At 39.7% G+C, this 23,988-nt stretch carries 17 protein-coding genes; 9 read left to right on the top strand and 8 right to left on the bottom strand.

Translation table 11 applies throughout. From position 1 onward, the window contains the following. Window positions 1-65 precede the first annotated feature (65 nt). The 3 genes from ESZ36_RS20990 to ESZ36_RS21000 all read left to right on the top strand — a co-directional run bounded on the left by ESZ36_RS20990 (window position 66) and on the right by ESZ36_RS21000 (window position 3,487). Window positions 66-986, top strand: a complete 921-nt coding sequence (locus ESZ36_RS20990) for an SDR family NAD(P)-dependent oxidoreductase (protein ID WP_146791504.1) — start codon at window positions 66-68, stop codon at window positions 984-986. Window positions 987-1,007: 21 nt separating this feature from the next. Further along, the gene (locus ESZ36_RS20995; RefSeq protein WP_146791506.1) at window positions 1,008-2,186 is read left to right on the top strand and encodes an acetyl-CoA C-acyltransferase; all 1,179 of its coding nucleotides are present in this window, start codon (window positions 1,008-1,010) and stop codon (window positions 2,184-2,186) included. Window positions 2,187-2,482: 296 nt separating this feature from the next. Next, the gene (locus ESZ36_RS21000; RefSeq protein WP_246129193.1) at window positions 2,483-3,487 is read left to right on the top strand and encodes an alpha/beta hydrolase; all 1,005 of its coding nucleotides are present in this window, start codon (window positions 2,483-2,485) and stop codon (window positions 3,485-3,487) included. A gap of 103 nt (window positions 3,488-3,590) precedes the next feature. On the opposite strand, the gene ESZ36_RS21005 is transcribed toward ESZ36_RS21000, so the two are convergent. The 5 genes from ESZ36_RS21005 to ESZ36_RS21025 all read right to left on the bottom strand — a co-directional run bounded on the left by ESZ36_RS21005 (window position 3,591) and on the right by ESZ36_RS21025 (window position 10,169). After that, the gene (locus ESZ36_RS21005; protein WP_146791508.1) at window positions 3,591-4,379 is read right to left on the bottom strand and encodes an SDR family NAD(P)-dependent oxidoreductase; all 789 of its coding nucleotides are present in this window, start codon (window positions 4,377-4,379) and stop codon (window positions 3,591-3,593) included. Between the two features lie 67 nt (window positions 4,380-4,446). Beyond that, on the bottom strand, window positions 4,447-5,025 hold the full coding sequence (locus tag ESZ36_RS21010; RefSeq protein WP_246129194.1) for an SGNH/GDSL hydrolase family protein: 579 nt from the start codon (window positions 5,023-5,025) through the stop codon (window positions 4,447-4,449). Window positions 5,026-5,037: 12 nt separating this feature from the next. Continuing rightward, window positions 5,038-7,056: an oxidoreductase gene (locus ESZ36_RS21015; protein ID WP_146791510.1), complete on the bottom strand. Its 2,019-nt coding sequence runs from the start codon at window positions 7,054-7,056 to the stop codon at window positions 5,038-5,040. Between the two features lie 135 nt (window positions 7,057-7,191). Then, the gene (locus ESZ36_RS21020) at window positions 7,192-8,583 is read right to left on the bottom strand and encodes an MATE family efflux transporter (protein ID WP_170235910.1); all 1,392 of its coding nucleotides are present in this window, start codon (window positions 8,581-8,583) and stop codon (window positions 7,192-7,194) included. Continuing rightward, complete coding sequence (locus tag ESZ36_RS21025; protein WP_146791514.1) at window positions 8,580-10,169, bottom strand: carboxylesterase/lipase family protein; 1,590 nt, start codon at window positions 10,167-10,169, stop codon at window positions 8,580-8,582. The genes ESZ36_RS21020 and ESZ36_RS21025 overlap by 4 nt, the downstream gene beginning before the upstream one ends. 239 nt (window positions 10,170-10,408) lie before the next feature. On the opposite strand from ESZ36_RS21025, the gene ESZ36_RS21030 reads away from it, so the two are divergent. The 6 genes from ESZ36_RS21030 (at window position 10,409) to ESZ36_RS21055 (ending at window position 18,824) form a co-directional block, all read left to right on the top strand. After that, window positions 10,409-11,830: an MFS transporter gene (locus ESZ36_RS21030; protein WP_146791516.1), complete on the top strand. Its 1,422-nt coding sequence runs from the start codon at window positions 10,409-10,411 to the stop codon at window positions 11,828-11,830. Window positions 11,831-11,917: 87 nt separating this feature from the next. Continuing rightward, on the top strand, window positions 11,918-14,503 hold the full coding sequence (locus ESZ36_RS21035; RefSeq protein ID WP_146791518.1) for a TonB-dependent receptor: 2,586 nt from the start codon (window positions 11,918-11,920) through the stop codon (window positions 14,501-14,503). A gap of 129 nt (window positions 14,504-14,632) precedes the next feature. Further along, window positions 14,633-15,331, top strand: a complete 699-nt coding sequence (locus ESZ36_RS21040) for a Crp/Fnr family transcriptional regulator (protein WP_211357833.1) — start codon at window positions 14,633-14,635, stop codon at window positions 15,329-15,331. A gap of 170 nt (window positions 15,332-15,501) precedes the next feature. Then, complete coding sequence (locus ESZ36_RS21045; RefSeq protein WP_146791520.1) at window positions 15,502-17,001, top strand: flavin-containing monooxygenase; 1,500 nt, start codon at window positions 15,502-15,504, stop codon at window positions 16,999-17,001. Between the two features lie 67 nt (window positions 17,002-17,068). Then, window positions 17,069-17,971, top strand: a complete 903-nt coding sequence (locus ESZ36_RS21050; RefSeq protein ID WP_211357834.1) for an alpha/beta fold hydrolase — start codon at window positions 17,069-17,071, stop codon at window positions 17,969-17,971. Between the two features lies 1 nt (window position 17,972). Then, on the top strand, window positions 17,973-18,824 hold the full coding sequence (locus tag ESZ36_RS21055; protein WP_146791523.1) for an SDR family NAD(P)-dependent oxidoreductase: 852 nt from the start codon (window positions 17,973-17,975) through the stop codon (window positions 18,822-18,824). Between the two features lie 136 nt (window positions 18,825-18,960). Here ESZ36_RS21055 and ESZ36_RS23105 read toward each other — a convergent pair whose 3' ends face one another. From ESZ36_RS23105 to ESZ36_RS21070, 3 genes are all read right to left on the bottom strand, one after another. After that, on the bottom strand, window positions 18,961-19,275 hold the full coding sequence (locus tag ESZ36_RS23105) for a class II aldolase/adducin family protein (protein WP_146791525.1): 315 nt from the start codon (window positions 19,273-19,275) through the stop codon (window positions 18,961-18,963). A gap of 484 nt (window positions 19,276-19,759) precedes the next feature. Further along, a complete protein-coding gene (locus ESZ36_RS21065) occupies window positions 19,760-21,553 on the bottom strand; it encodes an acyl-CoA dehydrogenase C-terminal domain-containing protein (RefSeq protein WP_146791527.1) in 1,794 nt (597 codons plus the stop codon). A gap of 124 nt (window positions 21,554-21,677) precedes the next feature. After that, entirely contained in the window at window positions 21,678-23,492 is a 1,815-nt protein-coding gene (locus ESZ36_RS21070) for an acyl-CoA dehydrogenase (protein ID WP_146791529.1), read from the bottom strand. Window positions 23,493-23,988: the final 496 nt, after the last annotated feature.

Genomic DNA, 23,988 nt, shown 5'->3' on the forward strand with positions numbered 1-23,988 from the left:
AATACAACGTAGCCTAGTGCTAGAAATATTAAAAACGAAATAATTAAAATCTTAAAGAGGTTCTTATGTCAGTAAAATATAACAATCAAGTAGCAATCGTTACGGGTGCAGGTGTCGGTTTAGGTCGTTCTCATGCGTTAGCATTAGCAGCACGTGGCGCTAAAGTTGTCGTCAATGATCTTGGTGGTAAAGACGGTTCATTATCAGCCGTATCATTAGCTGTTGTTGCTGAAATAGAAGCTGCTGGTGGCGAAGCTATCGCTAATGGCGCAAACGTTGCTGATATGGCACAAGTACAAAACATGGTTGAACAAGTCATGGAAAAATGGGGCCGTGTTGATATTTTAGTTAACAATGCCGGTATTTTACGAGATAAGTCTTTTGGCAATATGCCCATTGAAGATTTCAAACTAGTCGTTGACGTACATTTGATGGGCGCAGCTAACTGTTCAAAAGCGGTATGGAATATCATGAAAGCTCAACAATACGGTCGTATTGTAATGACAACTTCTTCATCTGGCTTATACGGTAACTTTGGTCAAGCGAACTACGGCGCAGCCAAAATGGGCGTAGCGGGTTTGATGAACACCTTATGTATTGAAGGCGAAAAATACGGAATTAAAGTTAATTGCTTATCACCAACAGCACGTACGGCAATGACTGAAGATTTAATTGAAGACAAACGCGTATTAGAAATGATGACTGTTGAATCTGTAACGACGGGTTTATTAGCATTAGTTGCTGAAAACTCACCAAACAGAGCTATTTTAGGCTGTGGTGCTGGTGGTTATGCACGTGCGGTTATCAAAGAAACTGATGGTATTTATTTATCCCCGGAAGAGCAAACACCTGAAAATATCCTAGCGAAATGGGATGAGTTAGAAGACGAATCTAGCAGCAAAGAACTAAAAGCGGGTTGGATGCAAACCAACAAATATGTAGCAAAAGCAGCCGCTTTTCTTAGCATTGACTTAGCAGCTAAATAGCTTATTACAGAGGGAAATATCATGAGAGAAGCAGTTATTGTATCAACGGCGCGTACGCCAATTGGTAAAGGTTATCGCGGTGCATTTAATATGACTACAGCCCCTACATTAGGTGGTCATGCAATTAAACATGCAGTAGAGCGTGCCGGTATAGATGGCAGTGAAGTTGAAGACGTTATTATGGGTTGTGCGATGCAACAAGGCACAACCGGCTTAAATATTGGCCGTTTAGCTGCACTTGCGGGTGGTTTACCTACCACGGTTAGTGGTATGTCACTTGACCGTCAATGTTCATCTGGTTTAATGGCAATAGCTACAGCAGCGAAGCAAATTATACACGACGGTATGGATGTTACTATTGGCGCTGGTTTAGAGTCTATTTCATTGGTTCAAAATGAACATGTAAATACGCACATGGCTGTTGATAAGAATCTAGCAGCAATGCATAAAGATATTTATATGAATATGCTGCAAACGGCTGAAATCGTCTCTGAGCGTTACGGTATAAGTCGTGAACGTCAAGATGAATACGGTTTATTAAGTCAAAATCGTACCGCCGAGGCTGTTGCTGCTGGTCGTTACGATGATGAAATCGTACCAATGACAACGACTAAAGCGGTAGTCGATAGAGAAACTAAAGAAGTTTCTTATCAAGAAGTGACTGTTTCAGCAGACGAAGGTCTTAGAGCGACTACGTTAGATAGTTTAACTAACCTTAGAACTGTAATGGACGATGGTGTTATTACTGCGGGTAATGCTAGTCAGTTATCTGATGGTGCATCTGCTTGTGTATTAATGGAAGCTAAAGTAGCCCAAGCGAAAGGTCTTAAACCACTGGGCCGTTACATGGGCATTTCAGTTGCGGGTTGCGAACCTGATGAAATGGGCATAGGACCAGTATTTGCAGTACCAAAATTACTAGCACAACACGGTCTTACTGTTGATGATATTGGCTTGTTTGAGCTAAATGAAGCATTTGCAGTTCAGGTTCTTTATTGTGCCGATACTTTAGGTATTCCAATGGACAAACTTAATGTCAATGGCGGAGCAATTTCAATTGGTCACCCATATGGCATGAGTGGTGCTCGTATGGTTGGTCACGCACTAATCGAAGGTCAACGTCGTGGCGTTAAATATGTGGTTATCACTATGTGTGTTGGCGGCGGTATGGGCGCAGCAGGATTGTTTGAAGTACTTTAAAACCATTGATTCAAGAGATTTTTGTTAAGTAAACCACTTAAAGTAAGTGATTAAAAAATTCAGATTTTAATGACTTATTTAAGGGAAAGGCAAAAAACGTAGCTCATTTAGCTACGTTTTTTTATGGCTGTTTTTTGGGCCGCCTTATTGATATAGAACTTGCTCGAAAAGCCATCCATAGATTAAAGGTTAAAGTCTGCTTAGTGTTTAACTTATCAATTTACTGTCGCCAAGGTGACCTTTGTGTCGGTTAACTTATGTCAATGTGAGGCTACTCTACTAAAAAGGAACGCTCTGTGATCATAAAATCTTATTCAACATTCATTATTATGTCGACACTCTACTTATCAAGCTTATTGCCTGGTAATGCAAACGCTTCAGCTACCGATGCTCTAGGCGATTTCTCTGCGAGTGTCTCAGAAGTTGATCACGAAGTAGTGACCATTTGGAGTCAAGGTGTCCGGCTCGAAGGTGATATTTATAAGCCTAAAGGACTTAAGGCCAGTGATAAATTGCCGGGTATTTTAATGGTGCCTGGTTGGGGTGGTAACAAAAAAAACATTGAGAAAAATTATGCGCCACATTTTGCCAAACAAGGGTTTATTGTACTGAGCTTTGATTTTAAAAGCTGGGGACAAAGCGATGGCCCAGTAGTCTTAGCAGAAAAACTGTCTACCGGAGACAAGGCCGAAGAAATTAATGTAAAGGTTACTCATATCCGCCAAATTATTAACCCACTATCTATGGTCGAGGATGTTCGTGCGGCGCTATACTTTCTAGGTAGTGAACCACAAGTAATGTCGAATAATTTAGGTATTTGGGGCACCAGTATGGGCGGTGGTCTTGCGCTTGTTGCTGCTGCCAATGATGATCGCGTTAAAGCACTAGTCAGTCAATTGGCACCATTGAACTACAAATACAATTTAAGAATGATACCTGATCAACAAATGCGTCAAGTAGAAGCTATGGCTGCACGTGGCATTATCCCGCCATATCCAGGTCCTAAAAGTAAAGTAAATCCAATGTTAAGAGGTTTTCCTGACTGGGTGGCAATGAAACGTTTTGATCCCATGTTGCATCTCTCTGACTTAAAAGCAGCCACGTTAATTATGGATGTTAAAGATGAGAAACTATTTGAGAATAAAGAAAACGGTAAACTAGTTTACGATTCAATTAAAGACCGCTTAGCAAGCCGTTACCTTACTTTCCCCGGTGAACACTACGACATGTATAAAGGCGATAACTTGAATAAGGGCAGAGCAGAAGCAATTGAATGGTTTACTATGTATCTGCAAAAGTAACGTTGCAGTTATTAGTGCCGCTATTCGGTAAAGTAATTTAGATCTGAAATGAGTAGTACGGCCAACCAATGGCCGTACTACTCATTAAGGGTGGTAATACTTGTTAAAGCTCGCCATAACCACTACTGGCGATAACACCACCATCGAGTACTAAGGTATGTCCCGTCATCCAACTTGATGCTTGTGAGGACAAATAAATGGCAGTGCCGGCAATATCTTCTGCTTTACCTAAGCGCTCTTTAGGCACCATTTTTTTAGCAAATCGTTCTTCTTGTTCGTTAACAATATACTTTGTTAGTTTACTTAAAAAGAACCCAGGCGCTATCGCATTAATATTTATGTTGTCTTTAACTAAATCAGCGGCAAGGTGGCGAGTCATTTGGATTACCGCTGCTTTACTCGCCGCGTATGAATAGTTGTTTGCTTTTGGGTTGTTGATACCATTGATTGAAGCGATGTTAATAACTCGCGCTGGACTGTCACTTGTCGCTGAGGATGATAACAATGTTAATAATTTTTGTGTGACAAAAAAGGGAGATTTAGCATTTAAGTTCATCACCTTATCCCAACCTTCTTCTGGAAACTCTGCAAAGGGTGCACCCCATGCCGCGCCGGCATTGTTGACCAAAATATCAAGTTTACTTTCATGTAAGCTAATGGTGTTAACCAATGCTTCAATACCACTAAGTGTCGATAAATCAGCAGCAATAGCAATGCATTCACCTAACATGTTCAGTTCTTTTACTGTTGCGTTTAGTTCATCTTCGTTACGCGCTGTAATGTAAGTTTTAACGCCATTTTCGACAAACCCACGGGCTATCATTGCCCCTAAACCACGAGAACCGCCAGTAACAAGGGCAACTTTTCCTGAGAGTGAAAATAGATTTTTCATTATGTTTTACCTTATTAGTTCGTTTTTAGTATTTTATGCCTGTTAACTATTACTATTTTTTTGTTATTTAGCAGAGCGTTGCCCAGCGCGATAGAACAGCATTAAGTTGCTCATCCAGCATTTGATACGCTTCTTCTGTTAAATGCAGTCCATCATCGACAAACCATTGTTCATCATTGGCAATATAGTGGTTGAAGTTAAAGTAATGTAGATTGACGATTTGTTTCTGATTATCGGTAGTTTTGCTTGTTGCAGTTTTGCGGATGAGACGTTTATCACGGTCAATAAAGGTCTTAATCTGCTGGTTAATATCATCAATAATCTCTAGTTGCCCAGCAGTTTCTTTTTGAGGGCATGCCATTATTGAAAAATATCCAATGTTGGCCGTTGGCTGTAAACGCATTAATGTTGTTAATACGGTTTTAATATTTTCGACGGTTTTCTTTGGGGCAACGCCATAGATCAAATCATTACTACCACAATAAAGCAGGTAGCTTTTTGCTTTAGGTAAAGTACTTAAGTCTCTATCACACCAATATTGGCTTTGGGTACCGCGAACAGCATGATTACATACGTTAAGCGGCGCCCAATTCGGTTGTTGCCAAAATTCAAAAATGCTGCTGCCAATCATCACTATGTCGACCATATTGATTGTCGCTTAAATATCTGCGGCCAACCAAGCCGCTTGATTAATAGCGCGTTTGGCATCTAACTCGGAGGCAACATCAGCGCCACCAATAATATGAACGGGCTTAGTAAAATCACTATTGACCAGTTCCTGATATAAACTTTTATTAGGCTGCTGACCTGCACAAAGTACTATGTGATCAACGTTAAGCACTTGCTGTTTTCCATCAACGTTGATGTGTAATCCATCATCATCAATTTTGCTATATTCAACGTTAGCTAGCATTATTACTTTTTTGTGCTTTAAGCTGGTACGATGTATCCAACCAGTTGTTTTTCCTAAGATTGAACCTACTTTTGTTGCTTTACGTTGTAGTAAATAAATATCTCTTGGGCTAGGTGTTACTTTCGCTGTGGATAAACCACCATTAGCGCTGTTGGTTAAATCAATGCCCCATCCTTCAGCAAATAGCGCTTTGTTTAAGGCAGGCGATTCACCTTGATGGCTTAAATATTCAGCGACATCAAAACCAATACCACCAGCCCCAATGAGTGCGACAGACTTACCTATAATTTTTGACTTATTTAAAACATCAACATAACTAATCACTTTTGGGTGATCTATGCCTATAATTTCAGGAGTTCTAGGTGTTATCCCTGTGGCAATAATTACTTCATCAAAATCAGCTAAGGTTTGCACAGTCGCTAAACAGTTAAGCTTAATGGTTACGTTTAAGCGAGCGAGTTGTTTAGCAAAATAGCGAAGGGTTTCAAAAAACTCTTCTTTGCCCGGTATTTGCTTGGCTAAGTTAAATTGGCCACCAATCTCAACGGCCTTATCAATTAAGGTAACTTTGTGCCCCTTGGTTGCCGCGTAAGTAGCAAAAGCTAAACCGGCAGGACCTGCACCAACAACGGCGATGTTTTTAGGTTTTTCAACAGCAAGGAAATTTAACAAGGTTTCATTGGCAGCTCGTGGGTTAACCAAGCACGATGAAATTTTATGTTCAAAGGTATGGTCAAGACATGCTTGGTTACAGGCAATACACGTATTGATAAGCTCACTTTGATTCGCTGCGGCCTTATTCATAAAATCTGGGTCGGCTAGGAAAGGACGCGCCATTGATACCATATCAGCACAATTATCCACGAGTAGTTGCTCGGCGACTTCGGGGGTATTTATGCGATTACTGGTGATAACCGGAATATTAACGTGTGCTTTTACTTCTTTAGCCAGTTGTGAAAATAAAGAGCGAGGTACTGAGGTAGAAATAGTAGGAACCCTCGCTTCATGCCAGCCAACGCCTGAATTAATAAGCGTTGCCCCTGCTTTTTCTACCGCTTTAGCCAGTAAAATAACTTCAGCTTGTGAACTACCGCCTTCTACTAAGTCGATCATAGATAAACGATAAATAAGGATGAATTTTTCACCCACGGCAGCGCGAACTTTGGTAATGATCTCTAAAGCCAGGCGAATACGGTTTTGGTAACTTCCGCCCCATTTATCATCACGGTGATTGGTACGCTTAGCGATAAACTGGTTAATGAAATAACCTTCAGATCCCATAATTTCAACGCCGTCATAGCCCGCTTGTTGAGCGAGCGTGGCACAACGAACAAAATCACTAATTTGGTGATCAATTTCATCACTAGTTAAGGCTCTGGGAGCGAAAGGGTTAATGGGTGCTTGTACTGCACTGGGAGCAACTAAAGCTGGGTTATAAGCATATCGACCCGCATGAAGTATTTGCATGCAAATTTTACCACCAGCCTCATGCACTGCATCGGTAATAATACGATGTTGTTTGACATCAGCGTCTGTTGTCATTAATGCAGCACCTTGTGCAACAGCACCCTCCGGGTTTGGGCCGATTCCTCCGGTGACTATAAGACCAACACCTCCCTCTACTCGCTCTTTATAGAAGATGGCCATTCGTTCAAAGCCATTCTCAGTTTCTTCAAGGTTGGTATGCATAGAACCCATCAAGCTGCGGTTCTTGATAACGGTAAAGCCAAGATCTAAAGGGGTTAGTAAATTTGGAAAAGTCATAGTAAGTCTTACTCATTAAGTCGATAAAACATACTATAAGATATTTTTAAGTAAATAAACATACCACAAGGTCAAAATCATTGATCGTTTACATAAAATCAATTATGGCTCCTCTTTGGTTTAGGCTTATTTTGCTTAAAAAAACTTCTCTTGCCACTTTTTACGACGAAAATAATAGGTCATAAAAATGGCCTTAATCAAGAAGTCTACTCCCGTTAAAATAAACAGTGCTTCGATAGGGTAGCCTTGGCGGATAAAGACAAAGGGTAGGGCAACGCGAACAAGCAATAAGGTTATAACAGAAACAATCAATGGGTAAGTGGTTTCACCTGCCCCGCGAATAGCACCACCAATGGTAAAATCAGTTGCTATTAAGGGCATAGAAAAGCCAATAATTAGCAGGAACATTGCGGTATAACTTTGTACGTTTTCGTCTTGGGTTAATAACATAGCAATCTCTTGATTGCAGAAAATAAAGATAATGCCAAAGAGCGACATGAAGCTAAGGCAAAGTCGCCAAGCTCGCCAGCCTTGCTGATAGGCTATTTCTGGCTCACCACGGCCAAGGTGTTGTCCAACGATAATGGCACCAGACATTGAAAAAGCGAGCGAGGTGATTAATATTAACGTCAGTACATTAAGGCCTAGACCATAAGCGGCTAATACATCACTGCCATAAGTGGCGATGGCAATGGTGAAAATAACAAAACCGATTTGTAATAAAAGTTGCTCTAATGCGCTAGGTATGCCAATTTTTAGTAGTAAGCGGGTTTTTGTCCTGTAGTTGCTCTGCTCTGGGTAATAAATGGCTAAATGGTTTTTACGCCATAACATACCGTATAAAACGAGAGTGAACGCTGAGCCGATCACCCCACCGATAATTAAACCTTCAACGCCTAAATTGGGTAAACCAAAGCTACCATTACTCAACAAATAACAACCAATGGCATTGCCGACACTACTCACTATGGCCAGCATCAGAGGATGAAAAGCATCGCCCGTCGCTCTTAACGAGGTTGCCATAATAATATTGAGTGAATAAATAGGGCTAAAAATACAGACCCATTTTATCAACGCAATAGACAGTGCTTGGGTCTCGACATTCATGCCAAACAAATGGGTCAATTGCTCAGCAAATAAGTAGCAAACAAAAGCGAGACTGATTGACAGGATAAGACTTAATAACAATGCACTTTGAAACGCTTGGCTAGTGCGTAGTTGTTCATTAGCACCAACACTTCGGGCAATAATTGCTGAAACACCTGCAGACAAACCAAAGAGTGATGCTTGTAGTAAGAAAAATATGCGTTGGCTTACGGTAACTGCGGCCGTTGCCTCAGTGCCAAATTGCACCGCGAGTATTATTTGAATAAAACCAACAGAGGCCAACAACAAGTTAGCAATGGTCGTCGGCCAGGCTAATTTCCATATACTAGGTGGAGTAAAAGGCTGCTTGTCTTTTATTGAGCCTTTACCTAGCTCCTTAATGTCTTCGTTAGGGCTATTGTTAGTGATATTAATACTCAAAATGAAGCCAATTGTTTGTCAGTAATAATAGACCAAAATGCAATTTCTTCTTCAGCTATACTTTTAACATAAGTTTCGTGGTGATCAAAAAACATAACCTCGGTTAGGTAGTCAGTCAACATAGGCCATTCGTTAGCCTTGCGACTTGGTGTACCAAAATGGGCGAAATGTCCCCAGTGTGTTTGAATTTCTTCAACCAATTCTGCTACACGCGGTTCTTCACCATGGAAGGTGCTTGAGACATTATTAAACACTAAGCCCAAGTCAGTAATATGAGTACAGCGCAGGGTTGGTAGCACTGTTTTTCTACCTAATTTATAACTAAAAGCTTCACCACCAGCAGTTAATTGAGCATGGAGTAAACGATAACTTGGCTGAGCAAACCAAAATTCAGTCAATGTCTCACTCAATACGTTTTGTAGCGATGGCGGAATATTACGTTGTTGACATTGTTTACTCATTAGCGTCTTAGTGCTTACAACATGTTCACTGCCCATCAATGACGTTAACCAATGATTCAAAACAGCTTCATTGCTAATGTTTTGATTAAGCATCGCGGCAAAAAGCGTCCATTCATCGGTATTAGATCCTGACAAAATAGGGATATGCTTGGCACAACCCTGTTTTATTGTTTCATAAGGCGCTAAAGGAAGATCAAGATCACCGACAACAGGCTTGAATGGCAATATGCCAAATTTACTGTAGATCTCAGGTCGTGCAACTAAGTGCGCTTGAATAGTTAATACTTGTGTAGTGGTCAATTGTTTTAGTTGTTGAGCGAGTTGTTCTGGCTCTAGCTGTGATGCCACCAAATCTAAGGTATTTGCACTGACCAAAAACTCTTCTGCAACTTCATTTGCTTGTTCAACCGTATTAAAGGTATGTCCCGCACCACTTTGCATTATCGCTTTATGAAACAAACCTTTTGCTTTAGGCATAGCCAATAAGCAAGCAATACTCATAGCACCAGCGGATTCGCCGAATAATGTAATGTTATTTTTGTCCCCGCCGTAGTGATGTATGTTTTTATGTAACCATTGAAGTGCAAGTAGTTGGTCTTCAAGGCCTTCATTACCGGTTGAGTTAACTTCGCCCTTGGTAATATCTTTTAAACGAAGGAAACCTAAAGCGCCTAAACGATAATTTAAAGTCACTACAATACAGTTTGTCGCCGTAGCTAAATTACTGCCCTCATAAATAGGTAAAGAACCTGCACCCACGGTAAAACCACCCCCATGAATCCAAACCATCACAGGGCAGGGTTTGTTACCCTCAAATGGTGAGTCCTCAGATAACTTGTTGCTATATATGTTGAGATTTAAACAATCCTCACTTTGATTCTCAATAAGTGCCTGTGACATTAACAAATCATTGTTATTCGGTAATTGAGGCGCTATGGAGCCGAAGTTATTATCAATTTTTGAATTGGCCCCAAGCTCAGGTGCTAGGCTTTGTATTGACCACCTGCTGTTCTTCTGAGCGTATCTACTGTAATCAATCGCTATAAAACGCTCACTATTGAATTTTTCATCTGAAATTTTCTTATTGGATAGTGAATTAAGGTGATAATTTTCAACTTTTTTCATAACAACAACCTAAAACGCGTAAAGACTAAAAGTTTAAATAAAATACCACTGGGTCAAATGTAGGGCAAGTGTTTATTGGTGTTGGCCGTTTTTAGTCAATTAAACTGTCTAAATAATCGCTATTCTTTATCAAATAATTCTTGCGTGCAATCTTTACATACTGTAAGTTCGAATTACAGGTTATGATCTAAATCAACAAATACCATTATTCATTATTGATGGTTAACGAGCATATTAAGATGATTAAATTAAGTTTTCTAACTAAAGTTAGCTACGGTGTAGGGCAGATGTCCCAAGGGGTTAAAGATACTGCTTTTCAATCCTTCCTTGTTTTCTATTTTAGTCAGGTATTGGGTTTACCTGCTATTATGGCTGGCTTTGCTGCATTAATTGCCTTGTTGTTTGACGCAGTTTCAGATCCGTTAATGGGTGATATTTCTGATAATTGGCATTCAAAGTGGGGACGTAGACATCCCTTTATGATTGCCGCAATTATTCCATTCCCATTATCTATCTATATGTTGTTTACACCACCAACAGGGTTAGAGCAGCAAGGACTGTTCCTTTGGCTGGTATGTTGGTCAGTTGTGGTTCGATTGATGCTTACCATGTTTAATGTGCCACATAATGCTTTAGGCGCTGAATTAAGTACTGACTATGAAGAACGTACTAAAATTGTGAGTTATCGTACATTTTTAGGCTATGTGGGCGGTATCACCTTATCTGTTGTTGCATTAAATTCTTTTTTTGTCGCATCAGAGCAATTCCCTAATGGTATGTTAAACAGTGCGGGTTATAGCTCTTTAGGTATGTTGGCAGCCGTGATTGCTTTTGTCGCCATGGTTATTAGTGTATTAGGTACCAAGCATACTATTCCTCATTTATCGAAAGCTGAGAAGAACCAGAAAAAAGTTGATTTCTCTCGAAGTTTTAAAGCGTTTTCACAAGCCCTGAAATTACGTCAATTTCGTTTGATATTTGTTGTTCAAATTCTAACCATGGTCGCTGGTGGCGCTGGCGCTACGTTCATGCTTTATATCGGCAGTTACTTCTTTGAATTATCACCCAGTCAAATTGCGCTATTAACCTTAACGATTGTTGTTGGGCTTATTCCTGCGTCAATTATTGCACCGGTGCTTTCAAAACGTATTGATAAAATGCCCAGTCTCGTTGCCTGTTTATTACTAGCAACCGTCTTTAGTTTCAGTCCAATACTTTTGCGCTTAATGGGTGTATTACCTGAAAATGGCGCTGAATCATTAATGCCTGTTTTATTTTCTACTTATGTTGTTGGTTATAGCTTCTTTATCGCAGCAGGCATCATTATCGGTTCTATGTTGGCTGATATCGCCGATTTACATGAAACAACCACGAAAAAGCGTCAAGAAGGTTTATTTTTTGCGGCCAATTCATTTGCTCAAAAAGCAACCTTTGGTTTTGGTACTTTATTTGCCGGTATCGGTTTACAGCTTATTGCCTTTCCAAAACAAGTTGATGTATCACAAGTGAGTGAACAAACCATTTTTAATTTGGGTTTAATAGCCGGACCTCTACCAATGTTGATCTATTTTTTAGCGGCATTTCTCGCAACTAAATATGACCTTAACAAAAGTAGACATGAAGAAATTAGCGAGCAACTAGCGTTACAAAGAAGTAATTAAAACTAACAGGTAATGGGTTTGTTACCACTAATCAACCACTAATAAAAACAATAATAATATAATTTACTAAACAACTGGGGAATTACAATGAGTAGTACTAAAAGTTCAACACGATCTTTTAAGTTAGCACCACTAACTTATGCTTTTATCGCAATGGGCCTTTCAGCGAGCGTACATGCTGAAGAAGCTGTCGAAGAAAAAGCGACAGGTATTGAGGTCATTGAGGTGACATCAACAAAGCGCATAACAACTCTAATGGAAACTGGACAAGCGGTAAATGCTTTTAGTGCCGATGATATGTTAGAGAAAAATATCACTAATGCGCAAGATTTAGTTCAATACTCTCCTTCATTAGTTATTACCGGTAATAAAGTCGCTATTCGTGGTGTTGGTCGTGCTAGTAATGCCCTAGGTTCTGATCCGGGTGTTGGTATCTATGCTGACGGTGTTTACAGTACTGAAAACGGTATTTTTGATTACTGTAACTTTTGTGATGTAGACCGCGTTGAAGTATTACGTGGCCCTCAAGGGACACTTTATGGTCGTAATTCTGTTGGTGGTGCTATAAACATTATCAGTAAAGCCCCTGAACAATACTTAGGTGGTTACCTTAATGCAGAGTTTGGTAATGATGGTTATCAAGTACTACAAGGCCAAGTAACTGGACCATTAGGTGAAACCTTCTCAGGTATCGCTACTGTTTCAAAAAAACTACGCGATGGCATGCAAGAAAACTTAGCGGTAGGTCTTGAAGACTTAGATACTACGGATCGCACATACTACTCTGGTACCCTAAAAGGTGATTGGACAGATAACTGGTCAAGTTCAGTTGGTTATATGAATCACAAACGTGATGAAATACCAAGTACCGCTTATTTAAAAGATGATTATGATACTGCCTTTGTTAATGGTAGTTCTCCAACAGCAACTTCTCCAGGCAATTACCCGGGTATGTTTCCGGGCGCAACGGCAGTAAATCATTTAGCAGGCTATGGCCTTACTAACCCGGCAGTTGCAGATATCAGCAAAACTAACGTTGATACTCAGGGCCACATAACGTCGAACTCGGAACGCTTTACCTTTGTAAATGATATGTCATTTGGTGATTTAGACCTTAAATATACTTATGGTCAATTTGAATATGATTATGATCTATTACAAGATGGCGATGTAACTAATAAAGCTTATGGCGCAATTGATCTTTCGATGATATTAGCGCAAATGAATGGCTTTACTTTTTATCCAGGCGTGCCAGGCACTCCAGCTTATACAGATCCCATAACGTTAGCTTCTGATATGACTACCAGTACTGTTCAGTCAGCTAAATCTTCATCCCACGAGTTACAGTTAGTCTCTAATTACAGCGGAGATTTAAATTTTATTGCCGGTTTGTATTATTTTAACAATAAAGAAAGTCAATACAACGACTACGTTGAACGTGGTTTTGGTTTAATGCAGGGTGATGCAATAGCAGCAGCGTATAGCGCGGTAGGTTCACCATTAAATACAGGCATGACAGTAGGATTGCCTTATCCAGGTGCTGAGTTGAGCGCTTATCAACTGTTTGCTTATGTACCAACGTTTACTGGTGGAGCTCCTCTACCTTACATGGCAACGGCAGATGGAAGTGGTGGTTATTTATTTAAAACCCAAAATACGCTAGAAACTACTTCAACCGCTGTTTATGGTCAACTTGAGTATAACCTAACAGATGCGTTAACCCTTACCACAGGTGTGCGTTATTCAGAAGACGAAAAAGAAGGTACTGATAACGTTTTTGCTTATTTAGGCTTAGCTGAAACAGCACATGCTGTTAAAGATGACTGGAGTAAGGTTACTTGGCGTGTACAAGCGGATTGGACTATCGATAGTGATAGCTTTTTATACGCGTATGCTGCCACTGGTTATCGTTCAGGTGGTTTTAACTTAGGCTCACCAACGCCTAATGAACCAGATGTAGTTGCCCCTGAAGAATTATTAGCCTATGAAATTGGTTACAAACGTTCAATGTGGGAAAACAGAATTAATTTAACGGCCGCTGCTTATTACTACGATTATACTGATTTACAGGTTACATCAACGGAAGTTATTGCTGGTAAGCCAGTGACCACGTTTGATAATGCTGCTGCTGCGTCGATTACCGGTTTAGAATTAGGTCTTGATGTTTTACTTACTGATAATCTAATGCTGAATTCATCATATTCTTACAATAAATCTGAATATGATGATTACTCCGCAATTGACTCTACTGCTTGTACCGTGCTTGGTAACGCTGATGAAACACATGCCGAATGTCAAGTGCAAGACTTGAGCGGCAATCAGTTGAACATGGCTCCTGAAAGTAAATTTAGCTTAAATTTAATTCAGTATGTTGAATTAAGTGATATGGGTCTTCTAACCTTGAGTGCTGGTTATTCATGGATTGGCGAACAATATACTCGCTCATTTAACCGAGATGATTGGGATAAAGTTGAGAGCTACGATAACATTGATGCTCGCGTAAGCTGGTCTTCACCAGAAGATACGTATGTTATCTCTGCCTTTGTTAAAAATGCAGGCGATGAACGTGATCTAATCCATAGAAGCGCACCATTCCCTGATACACGCGGAGCAAGCGGTGAGTACACAGATCCCGTTACTTATGCGGTACAACTTCGTTATAACTTTGAATAGTTAACCCTTAGGCAAAGCTCTTGATAGAGAGCTTTGCCGCTTATTTTAATACTTATTGGATTGATTTTTTACACAGCTAGCGAGAAATCAACCCGTTTGGTATTAAAACCATAACCCTTTGGATTTTACATGAGTAGCATAAACTTTCTAATTAATTCGAGTGCTTGGTTTGAGGGGGTTCCTGAAGAGGGACGTGACATGCTCATAAAGTCTGCCCGTTTAAAGCATTACGAGAACAAAAAATATCTATACCGCTTGGCGCAAGAAAGTGATTTTGTTTATGCGGTAGTATCTGGTTTTGTTCGCATAAAAATAAGCAGTATTGCCGGACAAGAATTTTCAATAACAGAGTTTTCAGCCAATGAATGGTTTGGTGAGTTTTCACTTACCAATCAACCCGCGCAAATGTTTGAAGCGCAGGTATTAGAAAACTCTAGCATTATTGAAATACCCAAGCGAGTTGTTCAGACGGTAGCTGATAAATATCCCATTATTTATAAAAATCTCTTTGTTTTTCAGGCAAACCGCACGTTGAAAATGTCTGAATTGCTTGGTGGCATGTTGTTTTATCCACTAGCAGCGCGCTTAGCGGGACGAATTCTCTGGTTTGCGCACCATTATGGTGATGAAAATGAAGCGGGGATTTTAATTAATAAAAAAATGAGTCAACAAGAATTAGCTGAATTGACCATGGGCTCGAGGCAACGAATTAACAAAACGCTCAAAGAGTGGGAACGGGCGGGCATATTGGAAATTCAAGGACAGCAATATTTTATTAAAAACATACCCGCATTAAAAGAGAAAACACAGATGAACAATGAAGAATAGTTTGTCATTGAATACCCTGCAATTTAATGAATGGTATAAGACCAAACTTTAGATAACCCTGCATTACTGGTTAAAAAAAGCGCTTCAATATTGTGCACAAGTAACACCTTAGGTGCTTGTTGTCACCCTAGTCGCTTTGAGTAACGCACTATACCCAATAGGTAAAAATTATGAGTAAACAAAACGAACATATCACTAACAACACAAATTCCGAACATTTTGACGTGATGATTATCGGCGCCGGTATTTCTGGTCTTGGTAGTGCCTATCACTTAAAAGACCAGAATCCAGATAAAACTTTTTGTGTACTTGATGGTATGGAAAGTTTTGGTGGTACATGGCATATGCATAAATACCCTGGCATACGTTCAGATAGTGATTTATTTACTTTTGGTTATCGCTTTAAAGCATGGACAGGTAATCCTATTGCGACTGGCCAAGAAATCATGAACTATTTAGAAGAAGTCATTGATGAAAATGATTTAGCACCGCACATTCGTTACAACCATCACGTATTGACGGCAAATTGGTGTAATAAAACCCAGTTATGGACCATTACGGCGTTAAATAAAGGAACACAAGAAACGCGCGTTTTTACCGCTAACTTCTTATGGATGTGTCAGGGCTATTATAAGCATGACAAAGGTTATACACCGAAATGGGACGGTATGGACGATTTTAAAGGTGAATTAATTCATCCGCAAACATGGCCTGAAGATTTAGATTACAAAGATAAAAATGTGGTTGTTATTGGCTCAGGGGCAACAGCAGCAACGCTAGTACCAAAAATTGCTGCAGACACCAAGCACGTAACTATATTACAGCGTTCGCCGACGTACTTTTTCCCACGTAAAAATGAAAACCCACTAACCGACCAACTACGTGCGCTAAATATTGATGATAAATGGATACATGAAATTTCTCGTCAACAAATTTTACAAGATCAAGAAAGCTTTATAAAAACAGCCCAAGCCTATCCTAATGAAGTTAAAAAAGCGTTAATTGACGGTGTACAAGAACATTTGGGTGGCGACTTTGATGTAGCTAAGCATTTTACTCCTAGTTATAACCCATGGCGCCAACGTATTGCCGTAGTGCCTGACGGTGATATTTTTGCAGGTATTCGCTCGGGTAAAGCCAGTATCAAAACAGATGAAATTGAGTGCTTTAATAAACAAGGCATTTTACTCAAATCAGGTGAGCAACTTGAAGCGGATATTATTGTATCTGCGACTGGATTTAACTTAAGTGTATTAGGTGGTATTGAGTTTTCTGTTGATGATGAAGTGGTAGATTTTTCACAGACCGTTGGCTATCGCGGAATGATGTTTACCGGTATTCCGAACATGACTTGGGTGATGGGATATTTCCGTGCAAGTTGGACTTTACGTGTCGATTTAATTGGTGATTTTGTTTGTCGCTTACTTAGGCATATGGATGATAAAAAAGTAAAACAAGTCACCATAGCTTTACGTGAAGAAGATAAAGATATGGAGTTACTTCCTTGGATTGATACCAAAGAATTTAACCCGGGTTATATGATGCGTTCAATGCATTTATTACCAAAACGCGGTAGTAAAGCCGACTGGCAGCATAGCCAAGATTATTGGTCTGAAAAAGAAGTACTGCCTAAGGTAAATTTAGATGATGACTTGTTCTCGTATAAGTAAATTTATAGAAGCAATTAGATTGTTAGTAACGCGTAACCATTAAATTATATGATAAATAGGAAGTATTTTGATTTTTATCAATAAAGAATTAAAAGTGAATGGCGTTGATATAGCGTATCAACTGCATGGTGACAAACAAGCCCCAGTATTACTATTAGTACATGGTTTGAGCACGCCTTTAACTGGCTGGCCTGTAGAAATGGTAGATTCGTTTGTTGAAAAGGGCTTTCGTGTCTTACTGATTGATAATCGAGATATGGGTAAGTCTGAGCAGCTAAATGATTTACCTATACCCAATTTACTGTGGACTGTGCTCAAAATAAAATTTGGTTTTAGCGTTAAAGTTCCTTATCAACTTGAAGATATGATGACAGATACTGTCGCATTATTGGATGCCTTATCCATTGATAAAGTTCATTTGGTTGGCGCTTCAATGGGCGGCATGATCGCCCAATTAATGGCGATTAATCATCAAGAAAGATTACTTAGTTTAACCTCGATAATGTCTACCACTGGCTATAACAAATTACCCGCGATTGATGCCAGCGTAAAAAAAGTCTTATCTCAAAAACCATTATCTCAACGTTATAGAGATCGCTGTCAATATCACAAGAATAAATGGCGTGCTATTGGCAGTCCCAAATACCCGTTAGATGATACCGAACTTACCGTGAGGGTAGTTCAGCTTTTAGATAGAGGCATTAGCGGTAAAGGTACTCTTCGTCAAATGTTGGCGATTCTTACTGCGCCAGACAGAACAGCACGTTTGAAAAGTGTTCTAACACCCACATTGGTCATCCATGGCGACAGTGATGGGTTAGTGCACTTAGATGGTGGGATCGCGACAGCTAACGCGATTTCAAATGCAAAATTACAAGTTTATAAAGGAATGGGGCACGATTTCCCTGTTGAATTAATTCCTAGCATTGTTAATGACATTGTCGAACATGCCCAAGCAGTAGAGTTATAATATGAGTAATTACCAAGACAAGCTTAACATGCACTTTAAAGGAAAAGTTGCCGTAATCACCGGTGCAGCCTCAGGTATTGGCAAAGCATTAGCGATAAAGTTAGCTGAGCAAGGGTGTAATTTAGCGCTAGTTGATAGAGATATTCAAGGGCTAATGTCAGTGCAAGCAGAGTTACAATCTTATAGCATAACCTGCGTAATCGAAGACTTAGATGTCTCTGACAAACAGGGATTTGTTGATTTTTCTGAAACGGTAATCGCTCAATTTTCACGCGTTGATATGTTATTTAATAATGCTGGTGTGAGTTTAATTGATTCGGTTGAAAATCAAAGCTTTGAGGATTTTCATTGGTTAATGAATATTAACTTTTGGGGTGTAGTCTATGGCTCACATGCCTTTTTACCCTATTTAAAAAAATCACCAAACGCCCATTTAGTGAATGTTTCTAGTTTGTTCGGATTGTTATCGTTACCATTACAAAGTGCTTATAACTCATCAAAGTTTGCGGTTCGCGGCTTTACCGAGTCTTTAAAAATGGAAATGGCAGGGACCAATGTATCAGTGCATTGTGTTCACCCTGGAGGCATAAAAACCAACATTACCAACAACGCTAAAATATCAACAGAACATGTACCTAAAAGCCAAATATTATCAGATTTTAATAAACAAGCAAAAACGACAGCAGAGCAGGCCGCAGATGTAATTTTACAAGGGCTGATTAACAACAAACGCAGAATATTAATTGGTAATGATGCTAAGTTACTCGACCGTATAGTGCGTTGGTTCCCTGCAACGTATGAAAAAGTATTAGGTTTTGAAAAAGGTGTTCTTGCAAAGCGCCAAAAACAATAGCCGCTGACTAGGATAAGTAGGGAGTTAGGTAATAAGTGCTAAGTAGGGCTTCTAAGATTGATATAAAAATTAATATCGCCATTGAGTGAACTCAATTGGCGAACTTTAATTTATTACTCATCAATATATAAATTATTCACTCTGAAAAATCAGTCAAACAGATATGGTTGCTCTCTATCAGCACATTAAACATTGGTAAAAAACTAAAGTAGCCAGTATTTTCTGAACCGACGAGTTGATAGATAGACGTTGCGGTTGCATCGTTAATCAATTTTGGTGTTCCTGCCGCTTGTGCTAATAATTGTGTTTGGCAACACCGCTCCATAGTAATAAACCACCACACAGCTGATTCAACTGTTGTACCGACAGTTAATAAACCATGATTTTGTAATACTGCCGCTTTATTATCTGCAAGTGCATCTGCAATTGCTAAGCCTTCACTGTCTCTAATACCACACCGTTAAACTCTCCAAAGACCACATGAACATTGTGAAATGCACAAGCATCTTGTGTGATTGGGTCCAGTTTTTGTCCTTAACTTGACCAGATTTTACTATAGATATTGTTAGTGGCAGTCTGGGATGGTATATCCTTAGCAAAACTATTTTCGCGACGCTCAGCAACAAGGAAAGTTCTATTTTCAGCAGTGCGCGATAACAAGCTGAATCAAGTCAATCATCGTCGGTAATTTGTTTATTTTGGTTCGAGGGATATTTTATCGCAGGTATATCTAAGGGGGGGGGGTGTTAATAATGCCCGTCACTATAGGAGGCTTGTCTACTGATTGAAACGTGTTACTGACACAAACAATCGATGCAATTTTAAGAAGGCTTATATTTAGGTATATATTTGGGTTTATAACATTTTTAATAGTACGCGCCCCATCAGAACGCGTTGCCATCATATTACATTAGCTAATTAGCTGTCATAAACGTTTAAAAACTAAAATGTTCGCTTTCCATGCTCATCATAGTTTTAGCGCCGCTAGCTAAACAAGCCAAGTGTCCGTGTGCTTTTGGCATGACGCGGGCAAAATAAAACTCTGCTGTTTGTACTTTAGCTAAGTAGAAGTCTTTTTCATCTGGATTTTTACTTATCGTATCTTGTGCTGTTTTAGCCATTTGTGCCCACATATAACCCAGCGTGATATAACCGGACAGCATCAAGTAATCTACTGACGCTGCGCCTAACTCATCAGGGTTAGCACTCGCTTTTATGCCTATTTCATGGGTCACTTCTGACCAGAGTTCGACATAGTCAACCAAAGTATGAGCAAGTAATGACACGGAGTTGTTTTCATTACGCTTACAAAAGACCTTTATTTCATCGATAAAGTCATTGAGTAAAACACCTTTGGTGCCAAGTACTTTACGACCAATTAAGTCAAGAGCTTGAATACCCGTAGTACCTTCATATAGACAACAAATCTTAGTATCACGTAATAATTGCTCCATGCCCCATTCTTTAATGAAACCATGGCCACCGAGTACTTGAATGCCATAACTAGCCGAGTCTACTGCTGTTTCAGTTAAAAATGCTTTTGCGATAGGCGTTAGTAACGCTAAACGATTATTGGCAGCAAGTTTATCTTCATCACTATTACCTGCATGCGTAATATCAACCAATTGTGCTAGTTGTGAGACAAGCGCTCGCCCACCTTCGGCAATAGACTTCTGCGTTAGTAGCATGCGTCTTACATCGGGATGGACAATAATAGGGTCAGCATCACCTTTAGGGTTTTTAACGCCCGTTAATGAACGCATTTGTAAGCGGTCTTGCGCATAGGCTAATGACCCCTGAAAGGCAGCTTCACTTGCGGCAACACCTTCGTTGGCAACACCTAAACGTGCACCATTCATAAAGGTGAACATGCATTTCAACCCTTTATTCTTCTCGCCAATAAGGTAACCTTTAGCATCATCAAAATTAATAACACAAGTGGCGTTACCGTTGATACCCATTTTATGTTCAATAGAACCACAGCTAACGCCGTTTTCGTCTGCAATACTGCCATCATCATTAACATTAAACTTGGGTACCACAAACAGAGAAATACCTTTAGTACCAGCCGGTGAGTCAGTTACTCGCGCTATGACTAAGTGAACAATATTATCTGACAAGTCATGTTCACCGGCAGAGATAAATATTTTACTGCCATTAATTTTGTAACTACCGTCTTCGTTAAGTTCGGCTTTAGTACGTAACAAACCTAAATCAGTACCTGCATGTGATTCAGTTAGGCACATAGTACCTGTCCAAGTCCCTTCAACAAGCTTGGGCATGAACATAGATTTTTGTTGCTCAGTGCCATGGAATTCTAAAGTAGACATACAACCATGGCTTAGTCCTGGATACATAGAAAAACTATGATTCGCTGCGGACAACATTTCACTCACGACCATATTGATTGAATGGGGTAAGCCCTGACCACCAAAGTCTTCATCTTGAGATAGGGTAGGCCAACCACCATCCACATATTGTTTATACGCATCTTTAAATCCATCGGGAGTCGTTACTTTACCGTTTTCCCAATGACAACCTTGTTGATCGCCTATTTGGTTAATGGGTGCAATAACTTGTTCGGTAAACTTAGCCGCTTCGGACAAAATAGCATCAACCATATCAGTGCTTGCTTCGTCGTAACCTAAGGTTTGGTAATGCTTATCGCAGGTTAATAATTCTTGCATTACGAATTTATAATCTCGCATTGGGGCTTTGTATTCGAACATAGTATCTCTCGCTATTTTTCAATGTTAGTACGAAATACGAACTAACCTATTAATTTTTAAGGTTTATACCCAGGTTACAGTGAAATATTTTTTAACTGGCATGGGGATATAAAAGGATATTGTTTTATAACCAATCAGGCTGGGTATCAAAACTGGTGCTATCAATATTCTTAACTAACGATCCCCAGTGATAAGTCAGTGGCAATTCGCTATTAAAGAAATACTTCATCGCTTGTACCTTACCCTTATAAAATTTCTGTTCATCAATATGCGGTTCAGTCGCCAAAGCTTTAGTAGCCAAGTCTCCTTGACGTAACCATAACCAAGCAATGGTTATGTGACCGAACATATTTAAATAACTCACTGAGTTAGAAAACACTAAATCAGGATTATTATTTTCAGTGCTTTTCGCTGCAGCCATGACTTGGTTAGTTACTTCGCGTAAATTGACTACCGCATCCGCTAGTGACTGAGAAAAAGCCCCTAACGTTTCACTGTCTTTAGTCGTTTGAATCGTTTCTTCTATGACATTAAGAAATGCTTTATAGCCTAAGAAATTTTTCATCGGAACTTTTCGACACAGTAAATCGAGCGATTGAATACCGGTAGTGCCTTCGTGTATAGGGTTTAAACGGTTGTCACGATAGAACATTTCAACAGGGTGTTCGCTGGTATAACCATGCCCCCCTAATACTTGAATCGCTAAGTCGTTTGATTTATGACCCCATTCTGAAGGCCAACTTTTAATGATTGGTGTTAAAAAGTCTAAAACGGTAGTGGCATGCGCACGTTCTTCAGGTGTTAGCGCTGTTTTTTCATCATCAGCCAATTCATGACCATATAGGCATAATGCATAAGCACCTTCTGAATACGCTTTTTGCGTTAATAGCATTCTTCTAACATCTGGATGCTCAATGATATTAACGGGTGGTGATTCAGGATCTTTACATGACAATAAACGACCTTGAGGACGCTCTTTGGCGTAATGAAGCGAGTATTGGTAACCGGTTAGTGCGGTAAGTGCAGCGCCTGTACCAACCAAAATACGTGCCTCATTCATCATATGAAACATGTACATTAGCCCTTTATGTTCTTCGCCGACTAAATAAGCAACTGAGCCATCTTTTTCACCAAAGCTTAACGCTGTAGAGGTATGACCACGCCCACCCATTTTGTGAAATAAACCTGCCAAAGCAACTTCATTGTTATCACCTTTACTACCGTCCTCATTCACTAAAAACTTAGGCACAATAAACAGTGAAATACCTTTAATACCTTTAGGTGCGCCTTTAATACGAGCAAGTACTAAATGAATAATATTTTCATTTAGGTCGTGATCGCCACCAGAAATAAAGATTTTATTACCCGTTAATCGGTAATTACCTTGTTCGTCTTTAGTTGCTGTTGTTGTTAAATCAGCAAGACCTGAGCCTGCACCCGGTTCAGTCATTGCCATTGTTCCAGCGTAACGGCCTTCACGCATGGGCTTAACCCATTGTTCAATTTGGTCTTTTGTTCCGTGGGCTTCTATTAAGTTACAGTTGGCATGTGTTAATGATAAGTAGCCCAAGCTTGTGCTCGCTACTGCAGAAAGGTAAGCAAACGCGCCACTAGCAGCAACCATAGGAAGCTGCATGCCACCATCTTCGTAAAGTGAGGTTGGGGCACTTAGACCTGCTTCTAATACGGCATCTAAACCGACTTTAATCTCCGGTATTAAATGAATTTTTTCACCATCAAAAGTAGGCTCATTAGCATCAACTTTCTGACGAATAGGCATAAAATACTTTTCGGCTATCGCTTGTGCAGTGTCGATTGCACCGTTAAATGTAGTTCGGTCATGGTCTTGGTATTTCTCTCGATTAGTTAACGATTCCACGTCAAACATCTCGTAAAGGAAAAACTCAATATCGCGGCGGTTAAGAATAGGTGCTGACATAATAGTGTCCAATCAAAAAAATCATAATTGGACTTTATAATAGTGGCGAGTAAAAAGTGTCACCTAGGTGACACGGTAACTTATTTAATATTAGATGGAAGAATCTAATAAAGCTTGGAAAAATATTATTGATGTCAGCTACCTTTGCGGATAGCGAACATAAGAGATGGGAAATTAGAAAAGTTATCGACAAAGAAAGTTAGCAATTTAAATAATGTATCGCTGTCGGCTTGTAGAGATAATAAGCCATAAAGCAATCATTGATATTTACTGGTATTTTTGTCGGATAAATTGCCTTAGACAACCAAGAAGTAATTGTTAGCCGTATATCACTTTGGGGGCGGAATGTATGGTCCGCCTCAATATTGCAAGTAATAATATCGATAACGTAGTTGGTTTGCGCTAATGTATTCGGAGTCTTTGTTGGTTACCCAATATATTAGGCCCAGCTCCACGATGAGATCCGCGCTAGATTGTCCTCAAAAGCGCCAAAGCA

Origin of the sequence: Colwellia demingiae (genome assembly GCF_007954275.1) — a bacterium.
Lineage (GTDB): Bacteria > Pseudomonadota > Gammaproteobacteria > Enterobacterales > Alteromonadaceae > Colwellia > Colwellia demingiae.